17 protein-coding genes, 1 tRNA gene and 1 pseudogene are annotated in these 21,963 nt (G+C 48.7%); 3 read left to right on the top strand and 16 right to left on the bottom strand.

The window, feature by feature from the left end; all coding sequences use genetic code 11:
* Positions 1-14: 14 nt before the first annotated feature.
* Both AC2A06_RS03945 and AC2A06_RS03940 read right to left on the bottom strand, forming a co-directional pair.
* Positions 15-752, bottom strand: coding sequence for a PHP domain-containing protein (locus tag AC2A06_RS03945; protein ID WP_484379432.1), 738 nt, complete (start codon positions 750-752; stop codon positions 15-17).
* A 653-nt stretch (positions 753-1,405) separates the two neighbouring features.
* Positions 1,406-2,566: a glycosyltransferase family 9 protein gene (locus tag AC2A06_RS03940; RefSeq protein WP_484379431.1), complete on the bottom strand. Its 1,161-nt coding sequence runs from the start codon at positions 2,564-2,566 to the stop codon at positions 1,406-1,408.
* Positions 2,567-2,746: 180 nt separating this feature from the next.
* Here AC2A06_RS03940 and AC2A06_RS03935 point away from each other — a divergent pair, with 180 nt between their 5' ends.
* A complete protein-coding gene (locus AC2A06_RS03935; RefSeq protein WP_484379489.1) occupies positions 2,747-2,932 on the top strand; it encodes a SymE family type I addiction module toxin in 186 nt (61 codons plus the stop codon).
* A 62-nt stretch (positions 2,933-2,994) separates the two neighbouring features.
* Here the strand turns inward: AC2A06_RS03935 and allS are convergent, their stop codons facing one another.
* The 8 genes from allS to AC2A06_RS03895 all read right to left on the bottom strand — a co-directional run bounded on the left by allS (position 2,995) and on the right by AC2A06_RS03895 (position 12,344).
* On the bottom strand, positions 2,995-3,957 hold the full coding sequence (allS, locus tag AC2A06_RS03930) for an HTH-type transcriptional activator AllS (RefSeq protein WP_484379430.1): 963 nt from the start codon (positions 3,955-3,957) through the stop codon (positions 2,995-2,997).
* 217 nt (positions 3,958-4,174) lie between these two features.
* Positions 4,175-5,488: an MFS transporter gene (locus AC2A06_RS03925; protein WP_484379429.1), complete on the bottom strand. Its 1,314-nt coding sequence runs from the start codon at positions 5,486-5,488 to the stop codon at positions 4,175-4,177.
* A gap of 270 nt (positions 5,489-5,758) precedes the next feature.
* Positions 5,759-6,436 carry a hypothetical protein gene (locus AC2A06_RS03920; protein ID WP_023489925.1) on the bottom strand — a complete coding sequence of 226 codons (678 nt, stop codon included), beginning with the start codon at positions 6,434-6,436 and terminating at the stop codon, positions 5,759-5,761.
* Between the two features lie 133 nt (positions 6,437-6,569).
* The gene (locus AC2A06_RS03915) at positions 6,570-7,268 is read right to left on the bottom strand and encodes a DUF5058 family protein (RefSeq protein WP_023489924.1); all 699 of its coding nucleotides are present in this window, start codon (positions 7,266-7,268) and stop codon (positions 6,570-6,572) included.
* Positions 7,269-7,343: 75 nt separating this feature from the next.
* The gene (locus AC2A06_RS03910; protein ID WP_484379428.1) at positions 7,344-8,753 is read right to left on the bottom strand and encodes a YlbE family protein; all 1,410 of its coding nucleotides are present in this window, start codon (positions 8,751-8,753) and stop codon (positions 7,344-7,346) included.
* Positions 8,753-10,297 carry an acyl-CoA synthetase FdrA gene (fdrA, locus tag AC2A06_RS03905; RefSeq protein WP_484379427.1) on the bottom strand — a complete coding sequence of 515 codons (1,545 nt, stop codon included), beginning with the start codon at positions 10,295-10,297 and terminating at the stop codon, positions 8,753-8,755. Before fdrA ends, AC2A06_RS03910 begins: the two co-directional genes overlap by 1 nt.
* A gap of 616 nt (positions 10,298-10,913) precedes the next feature.
* The gene (locus AC2A06_RS03900) at positions 10,914-11,975 is read right to left on the bottom strand and encodes an SEL1-like repeat protein (RefSeq protein WP_484379426.1); all 1,062 of its coding nucleotides are present in this window, start codon (positions 11,973-11,975) and stop codon (positions 10,914-10,916) included.
* A gap of 228 nt (positions 11,976-12,203) precedes the next feature.
* Complete coding sequence (locus AC2A06_RS03895; RefSeq protein WP_484379425.1) at positions 12,204-12,344, bottom strand: hypothetical protein; 141 nt, start codon at positions 12,342-12,344, stop codon at positions 12,204-12,206.
* A gap of 90 nt (positions 12,345-12,434) precedes the next feature.
* Between AC2A06_RS03895 and AC2A06_RS03890 the strand changes: the two genes are divergently transcribed.
* A tRNA-Ser gene (locus AC2A06_RS03890) sits at positions 12,435-12,524 on the top strand.
* 318 nt (positions 12,525-12,842) lie between these two features.
* On the opposite strand, the gene katG is transcribed toward AC2A06_RS03890, so the two are convergent.
* Positions 12,843-15,029 (bottom strand): catalase/peroxidase HPI, encoded by a 2,187-nt coding sequence (gene katG, locus AC2A06_RS03885; protein ID WP_484379424.1) that lies wholly within the window; start codon positions 15,027-15,029, stop codon positions 12,843-12,845.
* 1,071 nt (positions 15,030-16,100) lie between these two features.
* On the opposite strand from katG, the gene dauA reads away from it, so the two are divergent.
* A complete protein-coding gene (gene dauA / locus AC2A06_RS03880; RefSeq protein ID WP_484379423.1) occupies positions 16,101-17,792 on the top strand; it encodes a C4-dicarboxylic acid transporter DauA in 1,692 nt (563 codons plus the stop codon).
* Positions 17,793-17,921: 129 nt separating this feature from the next.
* Here the strand turns inward: dauA and kdsA are convergent, their stop codons facing one another.
* The 5 genes and pseudogenes from kdsA to prfA all read right to left on the bottom strand — a co-directional run bounded on the left by kdsA (position 17,922) and on the right by prfA (position 21,960).
* Complete coding sequence (kdsA, locus tag AC2A06_RS03875; RefSeq protein WP_473197840.1) at positions 17,922-18,776, bottom strand: 3-deoxy-8-phosphooctulonate synthase; 855 nt, start codon at positions 18,774-18,776, stop codon at positions 17,922-17,924.
* A gap of 34 nt (positions 18,777-18,810) precedes the next feature.
* A complete protein-coding gene (gene sirB1 / locus AC2A06_RS03870) occupies positions 18,811-19,620 on the bottom strand; it encodes an invasion regulator SirB1 (protein ID WP_023492099.1) in 810 nt (269 codons plus the stop codon).
* Positions 19,617-19,992 (bottom strand): annotated as a pseudogene (locus tag AC2A06_RS03865) (SirB2 family protein). Before AC2A06_RS03865 ends, sirB1 begins: the two are co-directional and overlap by 4 nt.
* Positions 19,993-20,020: 28 nt before the next feature.
* A complete protein-coding gene (gene prmC / locus AC2A06_RS03860) occupies positions 20,021-20,875 on the bottom strand; it encodes a peptide chain release factor N(5)-glutamine methyltransferase (RefSeq protein ID WP_484379422.1) in 855 nt (284 codons plus the stop codon).
* Positions 20,875-21,960, bottom strand: coding sequence for a peptide chain release factor 1 (gene prfA / locus AC2A06_RS03855; RefSeq protein ID WP_023492096.1), 1,086 nt, complete (start codon positions 21,958-21,960; stop codon positions 20,875-20,877). Before prfA ends, prmC begins: the two co-directional genes overlap by 1 nt.
* Positions 21,961-21,963: the final 3 nt, after the last annotated feature.

The following is a 21,963-nucleotide window of genomic DNA, read 5'->3' as shown; positions in this document are numbered from 1 at the left end:
TTTACGTGACAACGTCACAGACCACTTAATTCTGCTATTACTGGTTTTCCGCGTTGTTCCAGAAAATTTAACAGACGGCGCGGGGACACATTGAGTATTCGCTCCTGCGGGAAATTGACAGCATCAATGACACGTTCACAATGCTCAAAATCCCCAAGGCTAAACGCCACATGGGAATCAGACCCTAACGCCAGCCAGCCGCCTGCATCACGCACTGCCGCCGCGATGGCCCGGCAATTATCTTCACTCCCCTTACGGGAATGGCTAAACGACGAGTTATTCAACTCAAGTGCCACCTGATATTTTGCCGCTGCGGCTGCAACCAAAGGAATATCAATGGCGTATTTGGGGTTACCCGGATGGCTAATAATATGTACGTTCCCCTGAGCCATGGCAGCAATCAGCGCCTCGGTGTTAGCGGCTTTATCTTGTGGGGGAAATACCGGCTCATGAAATCCGGCAATAATCAGATCAACCTCATCCAGCATCGGGCCAGTACAATCAATATCCCCGGCCAAATTTTTAATATTGGCCTCGATACCACGTAAAATACCAACACCATCCACCAGGCGCGGCCATACTCGCATATTCATAAAATGCCAATAATGCGGGGCATCAGCCATATCAGGCCCATGGTCTGTAATAGCAAACAGCTTGATACCTTTGCGTTTTGCCTCAGTAATATAGTCACTCAGGGTGCTGTAGGCATGGGTACTGGCAACAGTATGCATATGTAAATCAACGGGGTACATTATTTCTCCTTCTTTGCTACCGGTAGGGTGTCCAACCGCGGCAACGTGCATGGCGACGGGGCTATCATACCAGTTAACGTTGGCAACCACAGTGCAACAATGCGTCTAAGCAACAATAATCTTATTTGGTCGGCCGTTCTTGTGAGCACCGTATCTGGTAGCTCTATTGACGGTGGTAGCAGATTTTTCTGCATTAGCCCATCAGCACTAGCAACCTTTGCTGTTAACTATCCGGTGAGGTGTCTGAGTAGCTGAAGGATCACGCCTGGAAAGTGTGTATACGCGCAAGTGTATCGGGGTTCGACAAAATGGCCTGCCATTTGGGACGGCCGCAAGCCACCCGAAGTGGTGAGCCCCGTGAATCAAGCCCTCCCTCAGCGCTATATTACAGCCCCAGTATTTTGATAACGTCGGTTTCTCGGTATGCCATTAAATTTTGCCTTCTGTTGTTTTGTCTTGTCCTGTGTGGTCATACAGCCAACGAATCCCCTACCATACTTTCAACTTACCTTAATATTTTCAGTAGGCGAGATCCTGTTTCTAAATAAGCGCCTTTCCGCTTATTTAGCTTGCAAGCCAGGCATGAGTCTCTATTTATATGATTCAATGCGACACGGCATAAATATAAATTACAACTGAGTCGCATATCTGATTTACGCTCTAACCCCCCCGAGAAAACCTCTTCGGTTTATCTCGTGCAATATAAGGTTAGGAACCTCATCCACATTAGATATTTTTCTATTATGAACAATTATCTGACTTGCATTTTCATAACCTGGTGCCCACAAGTCATTATTATCGACAACATCTTTGTAAACGGAAATTAGTGGTTTTTCCCACGCGGCTGATATATGTACAATGGATGTGTCTGGAGATATGATAAAATCAGCTTCACTAATTAATGCCATGACATGATGTAATGACATAAAAGGGTTTGTTATGACATTGTCGGGAAGTGATATAGTGAGTTCCTTCCGATGATCAAGAATAATAATATTGATATTACTTGATTTTTTGTTAAGCATATCAATGATATTTGATAGCTGCTCTTGGGAGAAATTTCTCTCTGAACTTCCCGTAAAAGCATTAATAATAACCTTCACTCTATCATCCCAAACGTTAAGGTAACTCTTTACTTCGTTAACAATAGCGTCAGGGATGTGTAAATCATAGGCTTGACTGCTTGTAAATTTAATTCCCATGTGATTAGCAACTAGAGAAATTGCTTGTGTCACATGTTCTTTACCATTTTCAAATGCAATGGAATAACTGTAGTGATTAATACAACTCCATTTGTTAAACCCAAGGACAAACTTTGCATTTATATCCCGAAAAAGCATCATCCGATGTACTGGCGTATCGAATAAACACAGATCAATAATAAGATCATAATTATTTTTATTCAATTTATTAATTGCCGAATCAGCAACGGTATGCTTAAAGCTTTTTAGAAAAACCGCATTATTACAATCATCTGCCTCGTAGACATCTCTAACATAGGGGTTGTGTTTTATCGCTACACTACTTGATTTGGTAAGTAATAAATCAACCGTATAACCAGCCTCATAAAGACCCTTTACAAGTGGAGTAGAAATCACCACATCACCAATTGTTCCTTCATTGCGCAGGAGTAGTATCGTTTTGACAGACTTGATATCAAACACCTCTTTTCTACGCTTATCCCAGAGAATCTTAGCAAAATATATCTTAATATTAAGCCTTACCTCTTTCAGATAATAATTCTTTTTCCTATTCCACTCCCTTAATTTTCTGAATCGACCCGTTGAAATAGAAATCTCCAAATTCTTACTCACAACACACTCCATTTTCCTTAAAAAGACGTTCATCTATAAGTTGAGATAAATGTTTAACTAACTCACTACTTATCGATATAGGTGATCATGACAATGCTGCATATGTATATCTTACCGAATGGTAATCCCAAATAGTGACATAATAAATCAAAATCCCACAGATCCCAAGCCCGTAAGAGTATTGTGGGCTATCGCCCCAACGGTGGCAGGCCGACCCCGTTACCGCAACTGACCATCAAGGGCCGATGGCTGGAAGCGCTGGGGTTTAACAAGGGCCAACCCGTGAGCATTATTGCGGAACAGGGCCAACTGATTATCCGCGCAACCACCAGCACGGAGGGGCCTCTGAGCCGATCCCCGAATTAACGTTGTCCGAGCAGTGTTATCTGCAGTGTAACAACAGCCGATTTGCTGAAATATCCATATCCTCAATCATCTAAGGGGTCTGAATTATCAAGCAAACGCATGAAAGGGGTGACCAAGGGATCCTTTGCGTCAAAAAGTTGCAACAGATATTCGGTGATTTTCCCTGCACTACTGGTGCGCCACACCAATGAAAGAGGGGAAGGTTTACGGCCTACCCACGCCAGATTAAGCTCTGCCAGCCGCCCTTTGGCGATCTCTTCATGCGCAATAACCGCAGGCAGAAAACCGATACCGAGCCCGATCTCATGGCAGGTGATCTTGGTTGCCATGTCTGGCACCAAAAGTTCCTGCTGGCCGGCCAGTCGCCAAGGGGCTCGTTTCTGTAACCGATTGGAACTGTCTTCTATGTTTACCACCGGATAGTGCCGCAATTCTTGTTGGGTAATGGGTTCCGCAGCTGCAAGCAGCCGGTGATCCGGCGCGGCTACGCAGAGCCAATTGATAACGCCCATCGCCCTACTCTGAAAATCATCACTCATCGCATGAAAACCTGGTGCCCCTATCGCCAACTGGCCATCGTTGTACTGCATCTGATCCCATACCCCCATAAAAACGGCCATCTCCAACTTGAAGACAGTAAAGGGAAAACGTTGGTTTAAATGCGCCAGGAGGTAGCTGGCGGCGTTGGAATCATAAATAAGGTTGTTGAAGACCAACTTGAAGTTCGGTTCAATACCGTCATTAACCTGTTTAAGGGAGTCCGGCATGGTCTGTAACCATTCCAGTATCTGGGTGGCTTTCTCAAACAGCATCTCACCTGAGGGCGTGAGCTTTAATTTACGCGTGGTGCGTTCTATAAGCACCGTGTCCATATTGGCTTCTATCGTCTTGATTCGGTAACTGATAGCGGCAGTCGATCGATGCAGAACCTCAGCGGCTGCCGAAAAACTTTTTAGCTGAGCTACCGTCACAAAGGTACGTAGCTCTTCGAGGTCAATATTAGATTTCTGTTTGAGATCGAACATGGTTAAGTCCACCGATCCAGGACGGCCCGACACAAAGGAAATTCTAGCATGATTATCAACGCATTAGTTTAATCTTTATAGGCAGATCTTAGCACGATGATGCAATGGTGCTACGCATGCCCCCAGGTGTTAAATACTTATCTTTCTCTGCAACTTGCTTATTCACCCCCGATTAATCAGGTCATATTAAGTAACTGAATAATTTAATTATGATTCCTTACCTTTTTGATTCGGTTACGTCAGCCATTGCAGGTTTTGTCATCACCACACACACAAACGCTAATGCCAGTGCAGCGCCGAGGTAAATAGAAACGGGCAAACTGCTGTTGTATTGATGGATGAGATAGAGGCAGATTGAAGGGGCCAGTGCGCCGCCAAAAATACCCGCAGTTTGAAACCCGAGACCTGCCCCGGTGAAACGCACGTGGACCGGGAACATAGCGGGCATATGTGCAGCAAGTGGTGCCCACATTGCAGCCAGCAAAAAGAGGGCGACAAAGGCGGTAAGCACGATGATAGTCGGATCCCGCATATCAACCAGCATGAAAAAGATAAATCCCCAAGCAATATTGGCTAAGGCTCCACAAGAGATAACAGCGCGGGTAGTGAATTTATCCGCCAGATAACCGAATACCGGGATACCGATGGCCTGGCCGATAGAGGCTGCGATACTGGCATTGAGAGCAATCTGCTTATCCATGCCGATAAATGGCAGATAAACCAGCAAGAAGAGCGCAAATACATAAAAAGCAATATCACTGCCGATACGTGAGCCGATTGCCAGTAATAATGTTCGCCAATGATTCCTGCAGATATCAATAATGGGAATGCTCTTGCGCTGTTGCAGAACTTGCTTGTTCGCCACAAATTCCGGTGATTCATCGATGGATCGGCGAACATAAAAGCCGATAGCCACCAGCAGGCCGCTAGCAAGAAAAGGAATACGCCAGCCCCAAGCGATAAAATCCTCGGGCGGTAAAACTGCATTGATAACGGCGAATACACCGCTGGCAATCAAAAAACCAATGGGCGAAGCAAGTTGTACCATGCTACCTAAAAAGGCGCGCACCTTACTCCCTGCTGCAAATTCATTCACCATCAGCGCCGCGCCCCCCCACTCGCCGCCAAGAGCCAAACCCTGTAACAAGCGTAACAGGCAAAGGCCGACTGCCCCCCATATCCCTGCCGTTCCATAGGCAGGAAGGCAGCCGATCAAAAAGGTTGCCCCTCCCATCAGCAACAGCGCCAACACCAGCATGTTCTTTCGGCTAAAACGATCGCCAAAATGACCAAAGATAACCGCGCCTAAAGGTCTGGTCACAAAGGCGATGCCATAAGTTACCAGCGACATCAGCAGCGCGAGTTCTGTCGATACCTGGGAAAAAAAGACCGCTGGAAAAACCAAGGCGGCGGCCGTGCCATAAATGAAATGGTCATAAAATTCGAGTGTCGTTCCAGCAAGGCTCGCCAAAGTCACCCGCAGAAGTGAAGATTGCTTTTTAGACTCACCGCTATTTTTAGCCTCTGCCATCTCACTATCCTTTCATGTGAAATAAATGTCACTCATGAGTAATGTTTAATTTTTTATAAAATTCTCACAGCGCATCGTTAAGCCAAATTATACAATTACTCACTACTGTACCGCTTTATTGTCATCTCAATTTATTTAACCGGGTTTTAAATATGAGTATTTATTGCCAAGATATTTAACCGCTCTCCAGTTTTAACCGTTTTGGTTAATGATTTTAATGAGAACACCCAGATTTAAATCGGAGCGTATCTCATCAAAAAATAATCGCTATCAGGTTGGTTGCTTTATATCGCTACGATAGAGAACAAAAGCTGCTGCTACCGTTGCCACTATCGCAAAAATAATATGCCAGTAGCCCGGGATCACATTTGCAGCAAATAATTTAAGCAGCAAAGGCACACCGATGGCAACCGGGATCACTTTCGGATACTTAATAGCGAAAGTGACCATCAAGGCACCGAAAACCGCCGGAACCGTGTAAGACTTGAGCGCATCCACCGCCGGGCCAGGCAATACAGACAACAGGAAAGAGCCGCATATTACGCCAACACAGATAAATGCCGTCGTCGTGGTTGTCGCGCCGATAATCGCGAGTGTCGACACCACTTCTGCCTCGCGTGAACCTGGCTCAACCTTGGCCAAATCCTGGGCAATGGCGGCAGCGGGTAACTTGGTTGTGCCTATATTGCCGGTCAAAAAGGCGAGATATGTGCCCGACAGACCCAGTGCGGGGTAAAAACTGATGGGTTCGATCAGCCAGATAAACCCGAAGGACGCCACAATCAGCAACACATCATTCCACAACCAGTCCACGGGTGGGAAAATGCCGTGAACCAGGTAGAGATAAAGTATCGGAAAAGTGGTCGTCACACAGGCCGTTAGCAGAGTAACCCGGCCAATTTTGTGGACCGGATTGACCCACTGTTGAACGTAATTTGTGTTGTCCATAATTTTGCATCCTGATCAATCTATTCGCTAATCGGTTAACTCATGCCGATCATCGAGGGTTGATATGTTATGTCGAGCCATAAATCATCGATTCTATTGGCTCCAATACGATTAAATCTTCCTGGTAGCCAGGTTATCCGACAATGGATTGGACAATAGCCCCAGCAATGGTACCGACTAGCATGGCTATCCCCAGGCTATATTCCTTCAACTTCTCCACCCGTTGGGAGATCACATAGAGCACATAGGTGGCAATACCCGCAACCAACCAGGCACCGACGTTGCCACCACCATGAATAATAGTGCCAGAGCTCAGGTTACCGTAGATGGCACACATCGCGGCACCGCTGACCAACGCCAGGATCTTGGGGTTTTTGTTGACCACCTTGGTGCGAATCTTCTCCAGATGACCGGCGAAGAAAACGGCGGATAACATCGAGCCCATACCATTCAGAGCCATACCAAACCAGGCGACAAACAGCACCACAACGGTGAAATCAACCCCTCCGAAAGTGACACCTGCGGCGTCCGCACCAAACTTGGCGGCAGCCATCTCATTGGTGGCCGAAACGATAATAGATAGACGCATCCAGGTTATCGGCCCCCCCAGTACCGCCATCATGCCCACCAATACGATCAGGATACCCAGGGCCGGGCCAACGGCAGTGACCATCCCTACCTTGAAGGACTTGGCACAAATTTCATCTGACATTCCGAGCAGCTTGGCATTCTTACGTGCCAGCTTGTAGTAGGCATAGCCCTGTCCTACAACGACCATAATAGTGATACTACAGAGCAGCCATAGCAGCGGGCTGTTAATGATTTCATTCATTTGACACTTCCTTATAACTGATCATTTTGTCGCGGACCGTTATGCGGGCCGCAGACAAAATGGAATAAGTTGAAATCAGAACACTTCTGCACAACGCAGCAGCGCCTTCTCGAAGCAATCGATAGGTGGATTAGTGATACCCGCCCCGATCTGCCCCTCTCCAGCCTTCTTGTGTACGCTACCGGTGGTGATGATCGGCAGAATGCCTGTCTCTACGACCTTGCGAATGTCGATACCGGTGGGCGAACCACGAAAATCGAGCACGGGTTGAGAGAAGTTCATATTCTCGAACAGCGTAATTTCATACATTTTCTTAGAGATTTCGATGCCATCAGCGGCAGTTCCCCCCACCAGTTGGACAATAGCGGGGGCACCGCTTAAGGCAAACCCCCCAATGCCAGCGGTCTCAGTGATCGCAGAATCCCCCATATCTGGGTTGGCATCATCGTCGCCATACCCGGGGAAGTAGAGCGCCTTGACCATCTGAGCCGGCCCCGTGAACCACTGATCCTTGAGGCCAGAAACACGGATACCGAAATCCACGCCGTTACGGGCCAGGGCGGTCACCATGGTACTTTTCTCGACGCCGTGAGCGACATCCAGACACACCTTGGAGGAAGGCATACTGATACTCAGGAAGTAGCCATCATTGCCGTTAATAAAATCGACCACCGGTTGCAAACGCTCGTGAGGCAGCCCGGTTTTCAACAGCAAGGGAAACAGTGCCCGTAAAAACAGACTGGTACCGGCCTTGTTACGGTTATGCCCTTCATCCCCCATGTGCAGTGCCTGGAATTGCAGTGACTTAGTGTCGATGCCTTCGCTCTGGGAGAGCGCCAGGTGCATGACTTCACGGAATTCAGAACGCATCCACTTCAAGCGCTCGATCACCTCAGGGCCGAAGGCACCATAGCGCATCACCTTGCCGCCCATGCCTTCTGGTACTGGGCAATAAGCGTAGTTGCCGTGGGCCTTGTTCTTGAAGACTTGCACCACCATGGAGTAGGAAATGACCCCGGCCATCGCGCCAACGGCGTTATGCTCATGGCAAGGTGCAAACTTGATTTTGCCGGAAGCGGCAAGCGCTTCAGCTTGCTGTTGATCAGCCGCCAGACCTTCGAGGATCAGCGCACCAATCACTGCGCCCTGCATCGGGCCGCACATGCGTTGCCAAGTAATAGGTGGCCCTGCGTGCAGTATGGTGTAAGGCGTCATACCGGGGATGACATCCTTGGCTTGCTGATAATCCACCAGGAAGGGAGCGGCTTCCATAAAGAGGTCAATGGCCTTCTGGTTTGCTTGGCTGATCTCTTCACTATCGAGCTTGGTCAAGGCAGCCAACAATACCTTGTTCCCCCCCGCTGGCGGCCGCCACTCAACCTGAACACTGTCGACGCTCTGGGAGAGCAACTCATTGTTGAAATTCTCGGCACCGAAATTGATAGTTTTTAACTCGCTATTGAAAAGGGAATTAATTTTACTCATTACTGAATTCCTCTGATGATTTCGGCGGCGATACGTGCGGCATGAGCGTTGTTCTTACCTAGAATCACCCCAGCGGACTCAAGCTTTTGCATTTGCAGTTTCATGATTTGCGGATCCTTGTCTGTTCCCAGCACATAGCCGACGAAAATCACTTCTCGTCCCTGCTGCTGAGCCACCTTCTTGGCCGCCTCGATGCCTTCCAGCGTGACGCCAGCCGGATCTTCGTTTGAACCAAAGCCCAGCACTACATCGAACAGTATGACTGCGGTTTGCGGGTCAGCAGCTTCCTGGACAAGCCGCAGATTACGCAGGGTAGGATCGATCATCGGATGAGGCTTACCAACGGTGAAAGCATCATCCCCCATATCGACAAAGCTGTTTTTCACGCTCTCATGCGGATTGGCCAGCTTCTCTTGCTGTTTCTTGGCAACGTTGCTGTAGCAAGGTAAGCCAGGGCACTGATTCTTGAAGATGATACGAGCTTCATCGGTGAGTGTGCCGCCACAGAAGACTCCACGCAGATATTTCTGGTTGGCATCTAACCGTTTGCTCAGTTCTGCAGCCAACGCTGTATCCACTGCTACCGGTTCAACCCTGCCGCAAGCATTCAACAAAGCAACGGCCTTCTGTGCGCCCTCTTCCAACGTATTAGCAAAATGCAGGTTGGCATCAGCGGCACGGCTTACACCTTCGTTCAGGAAGCAGACCACGACCGGTTTACCGACCTGTTTGGCTAGATTACTCACCTTCTCGGCCACAGAAACTTCAGGTGGCTTGGAGACCAGCACGATGAGGTCAGTCTCTGGATCTTGTGCTAATGCTTGCAGTGCATCGCACATCATGACGGCATTGATGCTCTTGGAGAGATCACGCCCGCCAGTGCCGATAACCTGACTAATGCCATAGCCATACTGGTCCAGCAACACGGTGATTTCCTGTGTACCGGTACCGGATGCGCCAATCACCCCAACACGCCCCTGATTGACCACATTAGCAAAGCAGAGTGCCTTCTGGTTGATGATGGCGGTGCCACAGTCGGGGCCCATCATCAGCAGACCCTTTTCATGGGCCAGGGATTTCAGCATCAATTCGTCTTCAATGCTGACGTTATCACTGAACATCATCACGTGTAGATCGTGTTGCAGCGCCTTCTTCGCTTCCAGCACCGCATACTCACCTGGCAGAGAGATGACCACCATGTTTGCGTCTGGGGATGCATTTAGGGCAGATTTGATACCAACGGGTTTATTCTTACTGGCAACACCGTTGCTGCGCTTCACCAACCCTTTTTCAATAGATTCAAATGCCTGGGCGGCGTTATCTTCATTGTCCAGGCTAAATGAAATGATAAGATCATTTGGCGTTGCTGCCTCAGCCTCTGGCGTACTCATTCCGCTGTCCCGTAGTAGCGTTTTGTTGAGATCACTCCCCATACTGACAGAAAGATTCAGCACACCGTCCAGGCTGGCCAGACGCTTAGTTATTCCCATCAGGGTGACAGAGTCAAAATAGGTGTTCTTTTTTATTAAACAGAATATCTTCAACTTAATTTCTCCTAATGAACACTCAAATCGTAATTCGTTGATAATATTTCCGATAAGTTATTTATAAATTACCGTAACCTGCATCAATAAATAATTAAACACATGCCAACCAAGGCTTGCTTATTACTCAATGCGCCTATTATCATAAGTTAGCAATTAAAATAGCATGGTTATATCTAAGACCATTTAATGGTTTTAGTTTAAACAATAACTTTAACTCACCAATTAACTGATGGTTATATACTGTTACAGCACTGCAGATTAAAATTAACCATATGGTGTATATTAAACTCACAACAATACAGATTCAATCGACGTATGAGTTAATCTAAAATACTATTAGAAAAAACTTAATAATGATCTGCATCAATAAATAACAGTGATCTAAATCAAACTTTAATTTAGACTTAAGTCCCTCATGATAATTAAAGTTCAATTTATTATATTTAATAGTTGATAAATTAGACCTAGATCACTTACAAAATAAGAATAGCCTTTTGGGGAATTCTCTAAATTATTCGAGTGGCTTGTAGGCGGTAAATCCTGACCGGCGGGGAGAGAGTCTATGAATCAAGCCCGCCCTCAGCGCCACATTCTGGTTCAACAGAAATGACTGTTATTGAGCGAGCATCTCAAGCTTGCGTTTAGCTTCTACCTGGCCTTGTTCTGCGGCCTTACGATACAATATATCTGCTCGTGCTTTATCTTGTTCGACTCCCAAGCCCTGTTCATACATGAGGCCTAGTGCGTATTGCGCGCCCGCATCACCTTGTTCTACCGCTTTGCGAAACCATTCAATAGACACCGCAATATCTTGAGCTACACCTTCGCCTTTGTTATACATCACGCCGAGATTGTATTGAGAACGCGCATCACCTTGCCCTGCTGCTTTGCGGTACCATTGCACCGCTTGCTGTTCATCTTGTTTAACCCCAATGCCGTGGGCATACATGACACCCAAGTTATATTGTGCACCAGCAGCCCCTTGTTCGGCTGCCTTGCGATACCATTTCACTGCTTGCGACAGATTTTTTTCGACACCTTGACCTTGTTCATACATGGCGCCAAGGTTGTTCTGGGCATCAATGTCCCCCTTTTCCGCCGCCTTACGATACCAAGCGACAGCCTGTTTATCATCTTTTGCTACGCCTTGCCCTGTTGCGTATAAAAGGCCTAAATGAAATTGTGCCCCGGCATTTCCCTGCTGGGCCGCTTTTTCAAACCAAACAGCCGCCTGTTCAGTATTTTTTGTCACCCCTAGACCACGAAAATAGCAAAGACCCAGCAGATACTGTGCATCACTCACCCCTTGTTCTGCTGACTTACCAAACCACATCACGGCCTGGGCACTATCTTTCTCTACCCCTTTTCCATTCAAGTAGAGTGCGCCAAGTACCACCTGAGCTTTGGCATTATTCTGTTCTGCCGCTTTGCGAAACCAATATACCGCTTGTTTTTCATCTTTTTCTGTCCCTTCTCCATTGGCATACATGGTGCCAACCAAAAATTGCACTTTGGCATCCCCACGTTGGGCCAGCGGTAACCATTGATTTAAGGCTTCCGAATAATCTTTTTTTTTGAAGGCGGTCATACCACGATCAAAATCCGCCATTGCCGATGAAATAAATAAAACGCACAGCATTCCTGCTGCTACAACTCGACGCAAAACAGTAAGCATAAACTCCCCTTCAAGGTGAACCGTTATCATGTATGAAAAACTGGCAGGTTATTGAGTGATCTCCGCAAATGACGAAGAACAAAGCCGCTATCCACAAACTATTATCCTATCCATGATACGGCTCGCCCCTTGGCTTTCGCAATATCATTTAATTAACCGTGGTCTATATAGCAAAAAACTCCCTACCAGCGAATCGTGGTAGAGGAGTTTAGGGTCGGGCTAAACCTGTTAGAAGTTGTACTTGGCCCCCAACATCACGCCAGTATCACTGTAACCGTTGAAGTAGCTCAGGTTATTGGCCACACTTTTACCCAGCTTGAAGGTGAAACATTGACTGACTTTGCAGCAAAGCGACCACAGCTTAGCCATCTGAGCTAAAACTATAAAAATATTCTTGACCGCTTAGCCGAGTCTCCCTATAGTACCGCCCCGTTGCACACAGTGTTGTGCAACAAAAACGGTGAGGTGTCTGAGTGGCTGAAGGAGCACGCCTGGAAAGTGTGTATACGCGAAAGTGTATCGAGGGTTCGAACCCCTCTCTCACCGCCAAATTAAGAGAAAAAGCCTGAATTTGCGTTCAGGCTTTTTTGCTTTTATATTCCCCCACACTGAGAGGCTTTTGCCTTCAGTTACTTTTCCTTGTCCCATGTTGGACTAATACCTAATAAACACACCTGCTGATACTGCCAACGAATCCCCTACAGTGCTGGTTCTTCAACCTGCCTTGGTGCTAGCTACTTGTCGGCAGCGGCATGATCCAAGAGCGGTAAAAAAAGAAGCTGCAACATTATCCGCTGCAGCCTTCTTCAAAAGCTTAACTGACAAGGATTAAGCTTGATGCTGGTGCTTTTTCAAGTGCTGACTTATCTAATTCAGGTCGAAGCGATCATTGTTCATCACTTTGTTCCAAGCTTTAACGAAGTCACGGATAAATTTCTCTTTGCCATCTTGTTGAGCATAGACCTCGGCGTAAGCGCGCAACACCGAGTTTGAACCAAACACCAGATCGACACGGGTTGCAGTCCACTTTATAGCTCCACTCTGACGATCCACGATCTGGTAAGCATTGCGACCGATCGGTTTCCAGCTGTAATTCATATCGGTCAGGTTGATAAAGAAGTCGTTACTCAGTACCCCGACCTTGTCGGTAAAGACACCATGTGACGAGCCCCCATGGTTGGCGCCAAGTACCCGTATGCCGCCGACGAGGACGGTCATTTCACGTGCTGTGAGTCCTAACAACTGGGCACGATCGAGCAGCATTTCTTCCGGTTGTACTTTGTAGTGATCTTTCTGCCAATTGCGAAAACCATCGTGCAATGGTTCAAGGAAGGCAATCGACTCGGAGTCTGTCTGCTCGGCGCTTGCATCGCCTCGCCCTGGTGAAAAGGGAACGACGATCTCGACACCAGCTAGCCGAGCGGCCTGTTCCACTGCTGCACTACCACCAAGGACTATCAGGTCAGCCAAGCTGATAGGCTTGGCCAGTGTGGACTGCAAAGCGTTCAAGGCATTGAGCACTTTTTCAAGACGAGCCGGTTCGTTCCCTTCCCAATTCTTCATCGGTGCGAGACGAATACGCGCACCATTGGCCCCACCGCGGAAATCGGAGGCTCGGAAGGTACGGGCGCTGTCCCATGCTGTTGCGATCAGATCAGCAGGAGCGATACCGCAAGCCAGCAGCTTACCTTTGAGCTCCTCGATCTCCTCGGAGGAGAGTTGATAATTTACAGTTGGCACCGGATCTTGCCATACCAGTACTTCACTCGGCACTTCTGGGCCGAGATAGCGGCTGCGTGGCCCCATGTCCCTGTGAGTCAGTTTGAACCAGGCGCGGGCAAAAGCATCAGAAAAGAGCGCCTGATCGGCGGCGAAACGCTCTGAGATTTCCCGGTATATGGGGTCAAAGCGTAAGGCCATGTCTGCGTCGGTCATGATAGGGTTGCAGCGGATGGATGGGTCCTCCACATCCACCGGGCGATCCTCTTCTTTGATCGTAACCGGCTCCCATTGCCAGGCACCGGCCGGACTCTTCTTGAGCCACCAATCATGGCCAAGTAACATCTTGAAGTAACCATTATCCCAACGGGTTGGGTGGCTGGTCCACGCTCCCTCGATACCACTCGTCACCGTATCGCGACCAATGCCGCGGGTTTCATTGTTTATCCAGCCAAGCCCTTGCTCGTGTACATCGGCCCCCTCGGGGGCTGGTCCCAAACGAGCGGCACTGCCGTTACCATGGGCTTTACCGACAGTGTGACCACCGGCGGTCAGGGCGACGGTCTCTTCATCGTTCATACCCATGCGGGCAAAAGTGACACGCATGTCGTGCGCAGTTTTGATAGGGTCTGGGGTGCCATCGACGCCTTCAGGGTTCACATAGATGAGACCCATCATCACCGCCGCCAGCGGATTCTCAAGGTCTCTTTCACCGCTATAACGGCTACCTTCGCTACCGCTCGGTGCTAACCACTCTTTTTCTGCTCCCCAGTAAATATCCTTCTCAGGATGCCAGATATCCTCACGGCCACCAGCAAAGCCGAAAGTTTTAAGCCCCATAGACTCGTAGGCTACGTTACCTGCCAGAATCATCAGGTCAGCCCAGGAGATCTTGTTGCCGTATTTCTGTTTGATGGGCCACAGTAAGCGGCGAGCCTTGTCCAGGTTACCGTTATCAGGCCAACTATTGAGGGGAGCGAAACGCTGGTTGCCAGTGTTAGCTCCACCGCGGCCGTCAGTAGCACGGTAAGTGCCCGCAGAGTGCCACGCCATGCGGATCATCAGACCACCATAGTGACCCCAGTCTGCTGGCCACCAAGGTTGGCTGTCGGTCATCAGAGCATGGAGGTCGGCTTTGAGAGCACTGTAGTCAAGACTGTTGAAGGCTTCAGCATAATCGAAAGACTCATCCATGGGATTGGTCTTGCTGTCATGTTGGTGGAGGATGTCAAGATTGAGGGCGTTGGGCCACCAGACTTGATGCTCTTGGCTGGCGGAAGTATTGGCGCCAGTTGTAAAGGGACATTGACCGACCCCACTAGATATTTTTTCCATTTGTGATCCTTTTCATTTTTATAACAGCATTGAGATGTTTTGCTGCGATAGTATTTTCAGTGAGCTAACAGGCATTATTTATTGCAAACAGCGATGAAAAAGCAAAATAAGCAAACTATCCGTCGAGATTTCGGCTCTTACATCCCACAAGTTTAGTTCTTCTTCTCGTGATGCGCCGCCCTTGGTTTATCACATTGTGCAGTAGCATCAATGTGGCTTGCTTACTGAGATGCTGCTGCATTAAAAACAATACTTACGTACAATGTTTATGGCACGGGTGGCTTGATGCTAGGTCCCTGTATGCGGGGTTCAACTTTTTGACAAGGTAAATAGCGTTTTGATTTTAAGTCGCACAAATTGCTGCCCCCAGCACTCTGCTCTATCCCCTGACATGCTTATAAATGTCTTTGTTTCGAGTCATGTAGCTTTGCCTATGTCCGCAGTGTCGTGTGCGTCAGCAACCTATTTGTATGTTGTGAAAAAGTAACAGAAAACGACTATTGGCCCTTAATTGCTCAGAAACGTGCTCAGAAACGGACACCATTCGCTTAAAAGCTTAAAAGCTTAAAAGCTAAAAAGCTAAAAAGCCGCTATCGGGTTGGGTGATATAGGCTATTTGTCTGAAACAAGAACATTCTACGTGGCATTACACTTATTTGTAATTTAACAATTACTATCGAATTAATAGACAAAACAGATTACTCGGTGAGCAATAGTCGGTTTGGTATCCGCCACACTAGAGGGCAGCTTTAGATAAAGTCACAACTGCTACGACCTAACTAGCCTGCCATTTAAACGGTGACAGCCGCCCGCAGGGTAAGCGCAGAGAATCAAGCCCTCTCTCACCGCCAAATTAAACAAAAAAGCCAGAATGCAAATTCAGGCTTTTTTGTTATCTTGAAAATCTTATTCATATTCTTGCTGCAAATACTCCACACTCTCTTGATGCAAGACATACACTTTTTTACATAAAGGTGTATGGTAGCTGGTAACAATTCGAGACGGGATACACTATGCCCAGCCATATGCCCCGCCATTTGTTCTCTTTTCGAGATTTGGTTTACTAGCCCGATGAAAACCCAAAGAATTAACCAAATACGCCCCTTCAGTGCATTAATCGACGCCTGTTGGCGAGAACCTTATTCCCTGCAGCGTTTATTAAAAGACGCCATCGCCGGCGTGACAGTTGGCATTATTGCCATCCCGTTGGCAATGGCGCTGGCCATTGCCAGTGGTGTCCCCCCACAATATGGGCTCTATACTGCCGCCATTGCCGGTATAGTTATCGCGGTCAGCGGCGGTTCACGCTACAGCGTTTCTGGCCCGACAGCGGCATTTGTGGTGATCCTGTTCCCAGTTTCACAGCAATTTGGGCTTTCTGGCTTATTGATTGCCACCCTGCTTTCAGGCATATTCCTGCTGATTATGGGGCTGGCTCGCTTCGGGCGTTTAATTGAATACATCCCGCTCTCTGTGACCCTCGGTTTTACCTCTGGCATCGCCATTACTATCGCCACTATGCAGGTGAAAGATTTTTTTGGTCTGCAGTTAAGCGAAATGCCAGAAAACTATATCGGCAAGGTCTATGCCCTGCTGTACGCGCTACCTACCCTGAATTTTGCTGATACCTTGATAGGCGTAGTCACTTTACTGGTATTGCTGATATGGCCAAAACTTGGCTGGCGTATTCCTGGCCACTTGCCCGCTTTACTGGCTGGAACGATGGTAATGGCCATTCTGGCGTATTTTGACTTCCAGGTCGCCACCATCGGCTCCCGTTTCAGTTTCCAACTTGCCGATGGCAGCCAAGGCCAGGGGATACCCCCTATCCTGCCACAATGGGTATTACCGTGGGAATTACCCGCTGCCAATGGCAAAACCACCGCGTTAAGTTGGCATCTGTTTTCAGCTTTGCTGCCTGCTGCATTTTCCATGGCGATGCTCGGTGCTATTGAATCGCTGTTATGCGCCGTGGTACTCGATGGGATGACCAGCAAAAAACACCATTCCAATGGTGAATTGATCGGTCAGGGCATGGGTAATATTATCGCCCCATTCTTTGGTGGGATCACCGCCACCGCTGCCATCGCCCGGTCAGCAGCCAACGTGCGTGCCGGGGCAACATCACCGATATCCGCAATTATTCACTCACTGATGGTGCTGCTGGCGTTACTGCTACTGGCTCCCTGGCTCTCCTATTTGCCACTGGCGGCGATGGCATCCCTGTTGTTATTGGTGGCCTGGAATATGAGTGAAGCGCATAAAGTGGTTTATTTACTGCGGCGCGCCCCTAAGGATGACATTCTCGTCATGCTACTCTGCCTGTCGCTCACGGTGTTATTTGATATGGTGATCGCCATTACCGTGGGTATTGTACTGGCTTCACTGCTCTTTATGCGGCGTATCGCCCGGATGACCAAGTTAAGTGAGCTGAGTGCGGCAGATGACCGCCTGATAATGCGCGTTAATGGCCCACTGTTTTTCGCCGCTGCTGAACGTATTTTCAACGAACTGACGTTACGTGGTGAAGGCTATCGCACCATTATCTTGCAATGGGATGCCGTGCCGGTGCTGGACGCCGGGGGGTTAAATGCACTGCAGCGCTATATTGATGCCTTACCGCCAGGTAAGGAGTTGGTGATCACCGATATGCCTTTCCAACCGTTGAAAACCCTGGCCCGAGCCCGAATGCAACCCATCGACGGGAAATTATATTTCTACCCTACGTTGCCTGATGCTCTAAAGGCGCTGGACGCTCAATAACAACATGGGTCATAACTATAGTGGTCATAATAACACTGGCCCATAACTATACTGGCCCATAACTACTCTGTCTCAATAACTACATTGGCCCGGCTACTTACGCCAGGCCAGTTGCTTACCGCCAACAGCTTAATTACTGGTATCCAGCTCCGGGAAGCTTTTCACCAAGTCATCAATCGCTTTCATCTGCTTCAAGAAAGGCTCCAGCTTATCTAACGGCAATGCTGATGGGCCATCACACTGGGCATTCTTCGGATCGGGATGCGCTTCAATAAACAAGCCAGCCAGCCCCACCGCCATGCCAGCCCGGGCCAGTTCGCTGACCTGTGCACGGCGGCCACCAGATGCGCTGCCAAAAGGATCGCGGGTTTGCAGGGCGTGGGTGACATCAAAAATCACCGGATGACCACCAGTGACATTTTTCATCACATTAATGCCCAACATATCTACCACCAGATTGTCATAGCCAAAGTTGCTGCCACGATCACACAAGATAACCTGATCGTTGCCACCTTCTTTAAACTTCTCGACAATATTGCCCATCTGCCCGGGGCTAACAAACTGTGGCTTCTTAACGTTGATCACCGCACCCGTTTTAGCCATAGCTTCAACCAGATCGGTCTGGCGCGCCAAAAAGGCGGGTAACTGAATCACATCCACCACTTCGGCCACCGGTTGTGCCTGAGCAACCTCATGCACATCGGTGATCACCTTAACGCCAAAGGTATTTTTCAGTTCCTGAAAAATCTTCATCCCTTCTTCCAGGCCCGGCCCACGGTAAGAGTGGATAGAAGAACGGTTGGCTTTATCAAAAGAGGCTTTGAAAACATAGGGAATACCCAACTTCTGGGTTACGTTCACATAGTGTTCGCAAATACGCATGGCTAAATCACGCGATTCCAGCACATTCATACCGCCAAACAGCACAAACGGAAGATCGTTCGCTACCTTGATATCACCAATGCTAACCACTTTTTGTTTCATGTTTGCGCCTTTTTTAATGATCAATTGAAATAACTTAATGCAGCGTAACCTGTTTTAAATCAATGGAATGGATTTGAATTTTAATCACTTCACTCACCGGATCTTCCGGGCACTGCTCGATAAAATAGTTAAGATCAGTAACCGCCACATGGTTGCATTCCAAGTGCGCATAAATCAACCCACGATCACGGATTTCATAAGGGTCCTCCGGGTCGAAGCTCAACACCGTTTCACTGGCACGCAAGGCCATTTCCATCTGTTTCTCTTCCATTAACGCGACTTTCAGCGTATCAAGCATTTTACGCACCACATTAACATTTTCTGCTTCATCCAGGTCGTCATCTTCCAATTCCGCCCCCAGCCCCAGGTTGCCTTTAATCCACACCTCTAACTGATGCTCATTGAGCGTTTCGCCATTGAGTGGGTTGATTAGCCACATCTCTTCATCTAACCAGTCAGCACGCAGGATTAATTGGGTTGGAAAAATCACTGGCATCAACGGCAAATCCAGTTGATGGGCAATATGCAGAAAAATGGTGCCTAGCGACACCGATGCCCCTTGGCGAGCGTCGAGCACTTTATCTAACCAGATGGCATCAGAAAGACGGTAGACGCCACTGGAACCCCCGAACCCCCAGGTTTTGAAAAATAAGGCGATCAGCGCATCCAGTTGTTCTTCTTGAGTCAGATCTGCCGAGATGCTTGCCCGGGCTTCGGTGACCAACTGTTGCAACTTGCGTTTAACCTGATTGACTGGGAAATCACCTCTTATGGCCTGTGATACCAAGATCACTCCCTCACTGAGGAGTGAAGTATTAAATTCAAAATCGGTAATGCTACTCATAGGTATCCCATCAAAAACGGTATTTTCGTTGTGGCAAGTTTAATGATCAGGTACAGGCACCCCAGTGCCAGCACAAACGCCAAATGCGCAAACGCCTGCTTGGTGTTCTGTTACCCAAGGCAACATGACCCAGCAGGATATAAATAATAACGCCAAATAACTTTTCGGTCAGCCATGTGTCGCCACCCAGTAGCGGATAAGTTCCACCAAGCACCAATAACGTCACATGTTAAAAACAGCAGCGTATCATTGATATAGGGCACTATTTCCACCCAACGCCGCTGTATTATTGACCACCCTGCCACGGCCAAAAAACCACAACACAAATAGGCTAATACTGATCGCTAACGCTAATATGTGCGGCTGCTTCAGCCCTTGATGGCCATCATCACATCCCTGATTACTGTGGAGGTTTCTGGCCCAGTGTCACCCGCTCATTGCCGCCATAATCACGGTACGTATCAACCGCAATAAACCCAGCATGCTGCAATAAAGCGCGTACTGCCTCCCCTTGCTGCCAACCATGTTCTAGCAATAACCACCCTTGTGGCTGTAAAAAGCCGGGAGCTTGCTGCACGATAGCCGCCAAGTCCGCCAAACCACTCTCTGCCGCCACTAACGCACTATCAGGCTCAAAACGCACATCACCTTGCAGCAGATGAGGATCATTTTTATCAATATAAGGTGGGTTACTGACAATCAGAGTAAATTGCTGGCCAATAACCGGCATAAACCAGCTGCCTTGCAAGAAATGTGCATTGCTGATGGCCAATTTTCGTGCATTATGTTGTGACAGTGTCACGGCTTCCGGCTGCAGATCAACACCGGTTACCTGGCAATCGGGCCGTTCACTGGCGAGAGCCAACGCAATGGCTCCGCTGCCGGTGCCTAGATCCAAAATGCGACAGGGCGCGGTGGGTAAGCGCGCCAATGCCTGTTCAACCAAACATTCGGTATCTGGACGCGGGATCAGGGTCGCCGGGGATACCGACAATGGCAACGACCAGAATTCGCGTTCACCAATTAGATAGGCCACCGGTTCACCTTGCTCGCGGCGAAGCAGTAAACCCTCTAATTGCGCTATCTGCGGCTCAGTCAGCAGCGTCTCACCAAAGGCCAACAGGAAAGTTCTGGCATGGCCGGTAACGAAACCCAATAGGATCTCGGCATCCCGCTTGGCGCTGTTATTGTGTGTCAAGCGGGTATCGTGTTTCAAACGGGATACCGCGGTTTTCAGCCAGGATTGATAATCCATTAGTCTGACTCAGCAGAGAGCGCCGCCAGTTGGTCAGCCTGATATTCCTGCACAATCGGCTGGATCAGCATATCCAATTTGCCTTCCATCACTTCATCCAGGCGATAAAGTGTCAAGTTGATGCGGTGATCAGTCACGCGCCCCTGCGGGAAGTTATAAGTCCGGTTGCGGTCTGAACGATCGCCGCTGCCCAGCAGGTTGCGGCGGGTAGACGCTTCAGCTTGTTGACGTTTGGCCATCTCTGCTGCACGAATACGCGCCCCCAGTACCGACATCGCCTTGGCTTTGTTTTTGTGCTGTGAACGTTCATCCTGGCACTCCACCACGATGCCAGTTGGCAAGTGGGTAATGCGGATAGCCGAATCGGTGGTGTTTACGTGTTGCCCACCGGCACCGGAGGAGCGAAAGGTATCAATCTTCAAATCAGCCGGGTTAATATCCGGCAATTCCGCCTCAGGAACTTCCGGCATCACCGCCACCGTACAAGCCGAGGTGTGAATGCGCCCCTGGGACTCGGTTTCCGGCACCCGCTGTACACGATGCCCACCCGACTCAAACTTTAATTGACCGTATACACCCTCACCAGAGACTTTGGCGATCACCTCTTTGTAACCACCGTGCTCCCCATCATTGGCGCTCATCACTTCAACACGCCAACGGCGCGCTTCAGCATAACGGCTATACATGCGGAACAAATCACCGGCAAAAATAGCCGCTTCATCCCCACCGGTACCGGCGCGAACTTCCAGGAAGCAACTGCGTTCATCATCAGGATCTTTGGGCAACAACAAGACCTGTAACTGCTGCTCCAGCTCTTCTGACGCGGCCTTCGCCTGTTTCAACTCATCCTGCGCCATTTCACGCATTTCCGGATCATCCAGCATCATTTCTGCCGTCGCCAAATCTTCCTGCACCTGGCGCCATTGCAAAAAGCAGCTGCTGACATCCGTCAACTGTGCATATTCACGCGATAACCCGCGAAACCGATCCTGATCGGCAATAACCCCGGCATCGCCGAGTAACGCCTGAACTTCTTCATGGCGCTCTTGTAACGCTTCCAGTTTGGCAACAATAGAAGGTTTCATGCG

The sequence above is a fragment of the Serratia sp. HNCC26DJ244 genome (assembly GCF_057180565.1).
This window is presented reverse-complemented; position numbering and strand designations above follow the sequence as displayed.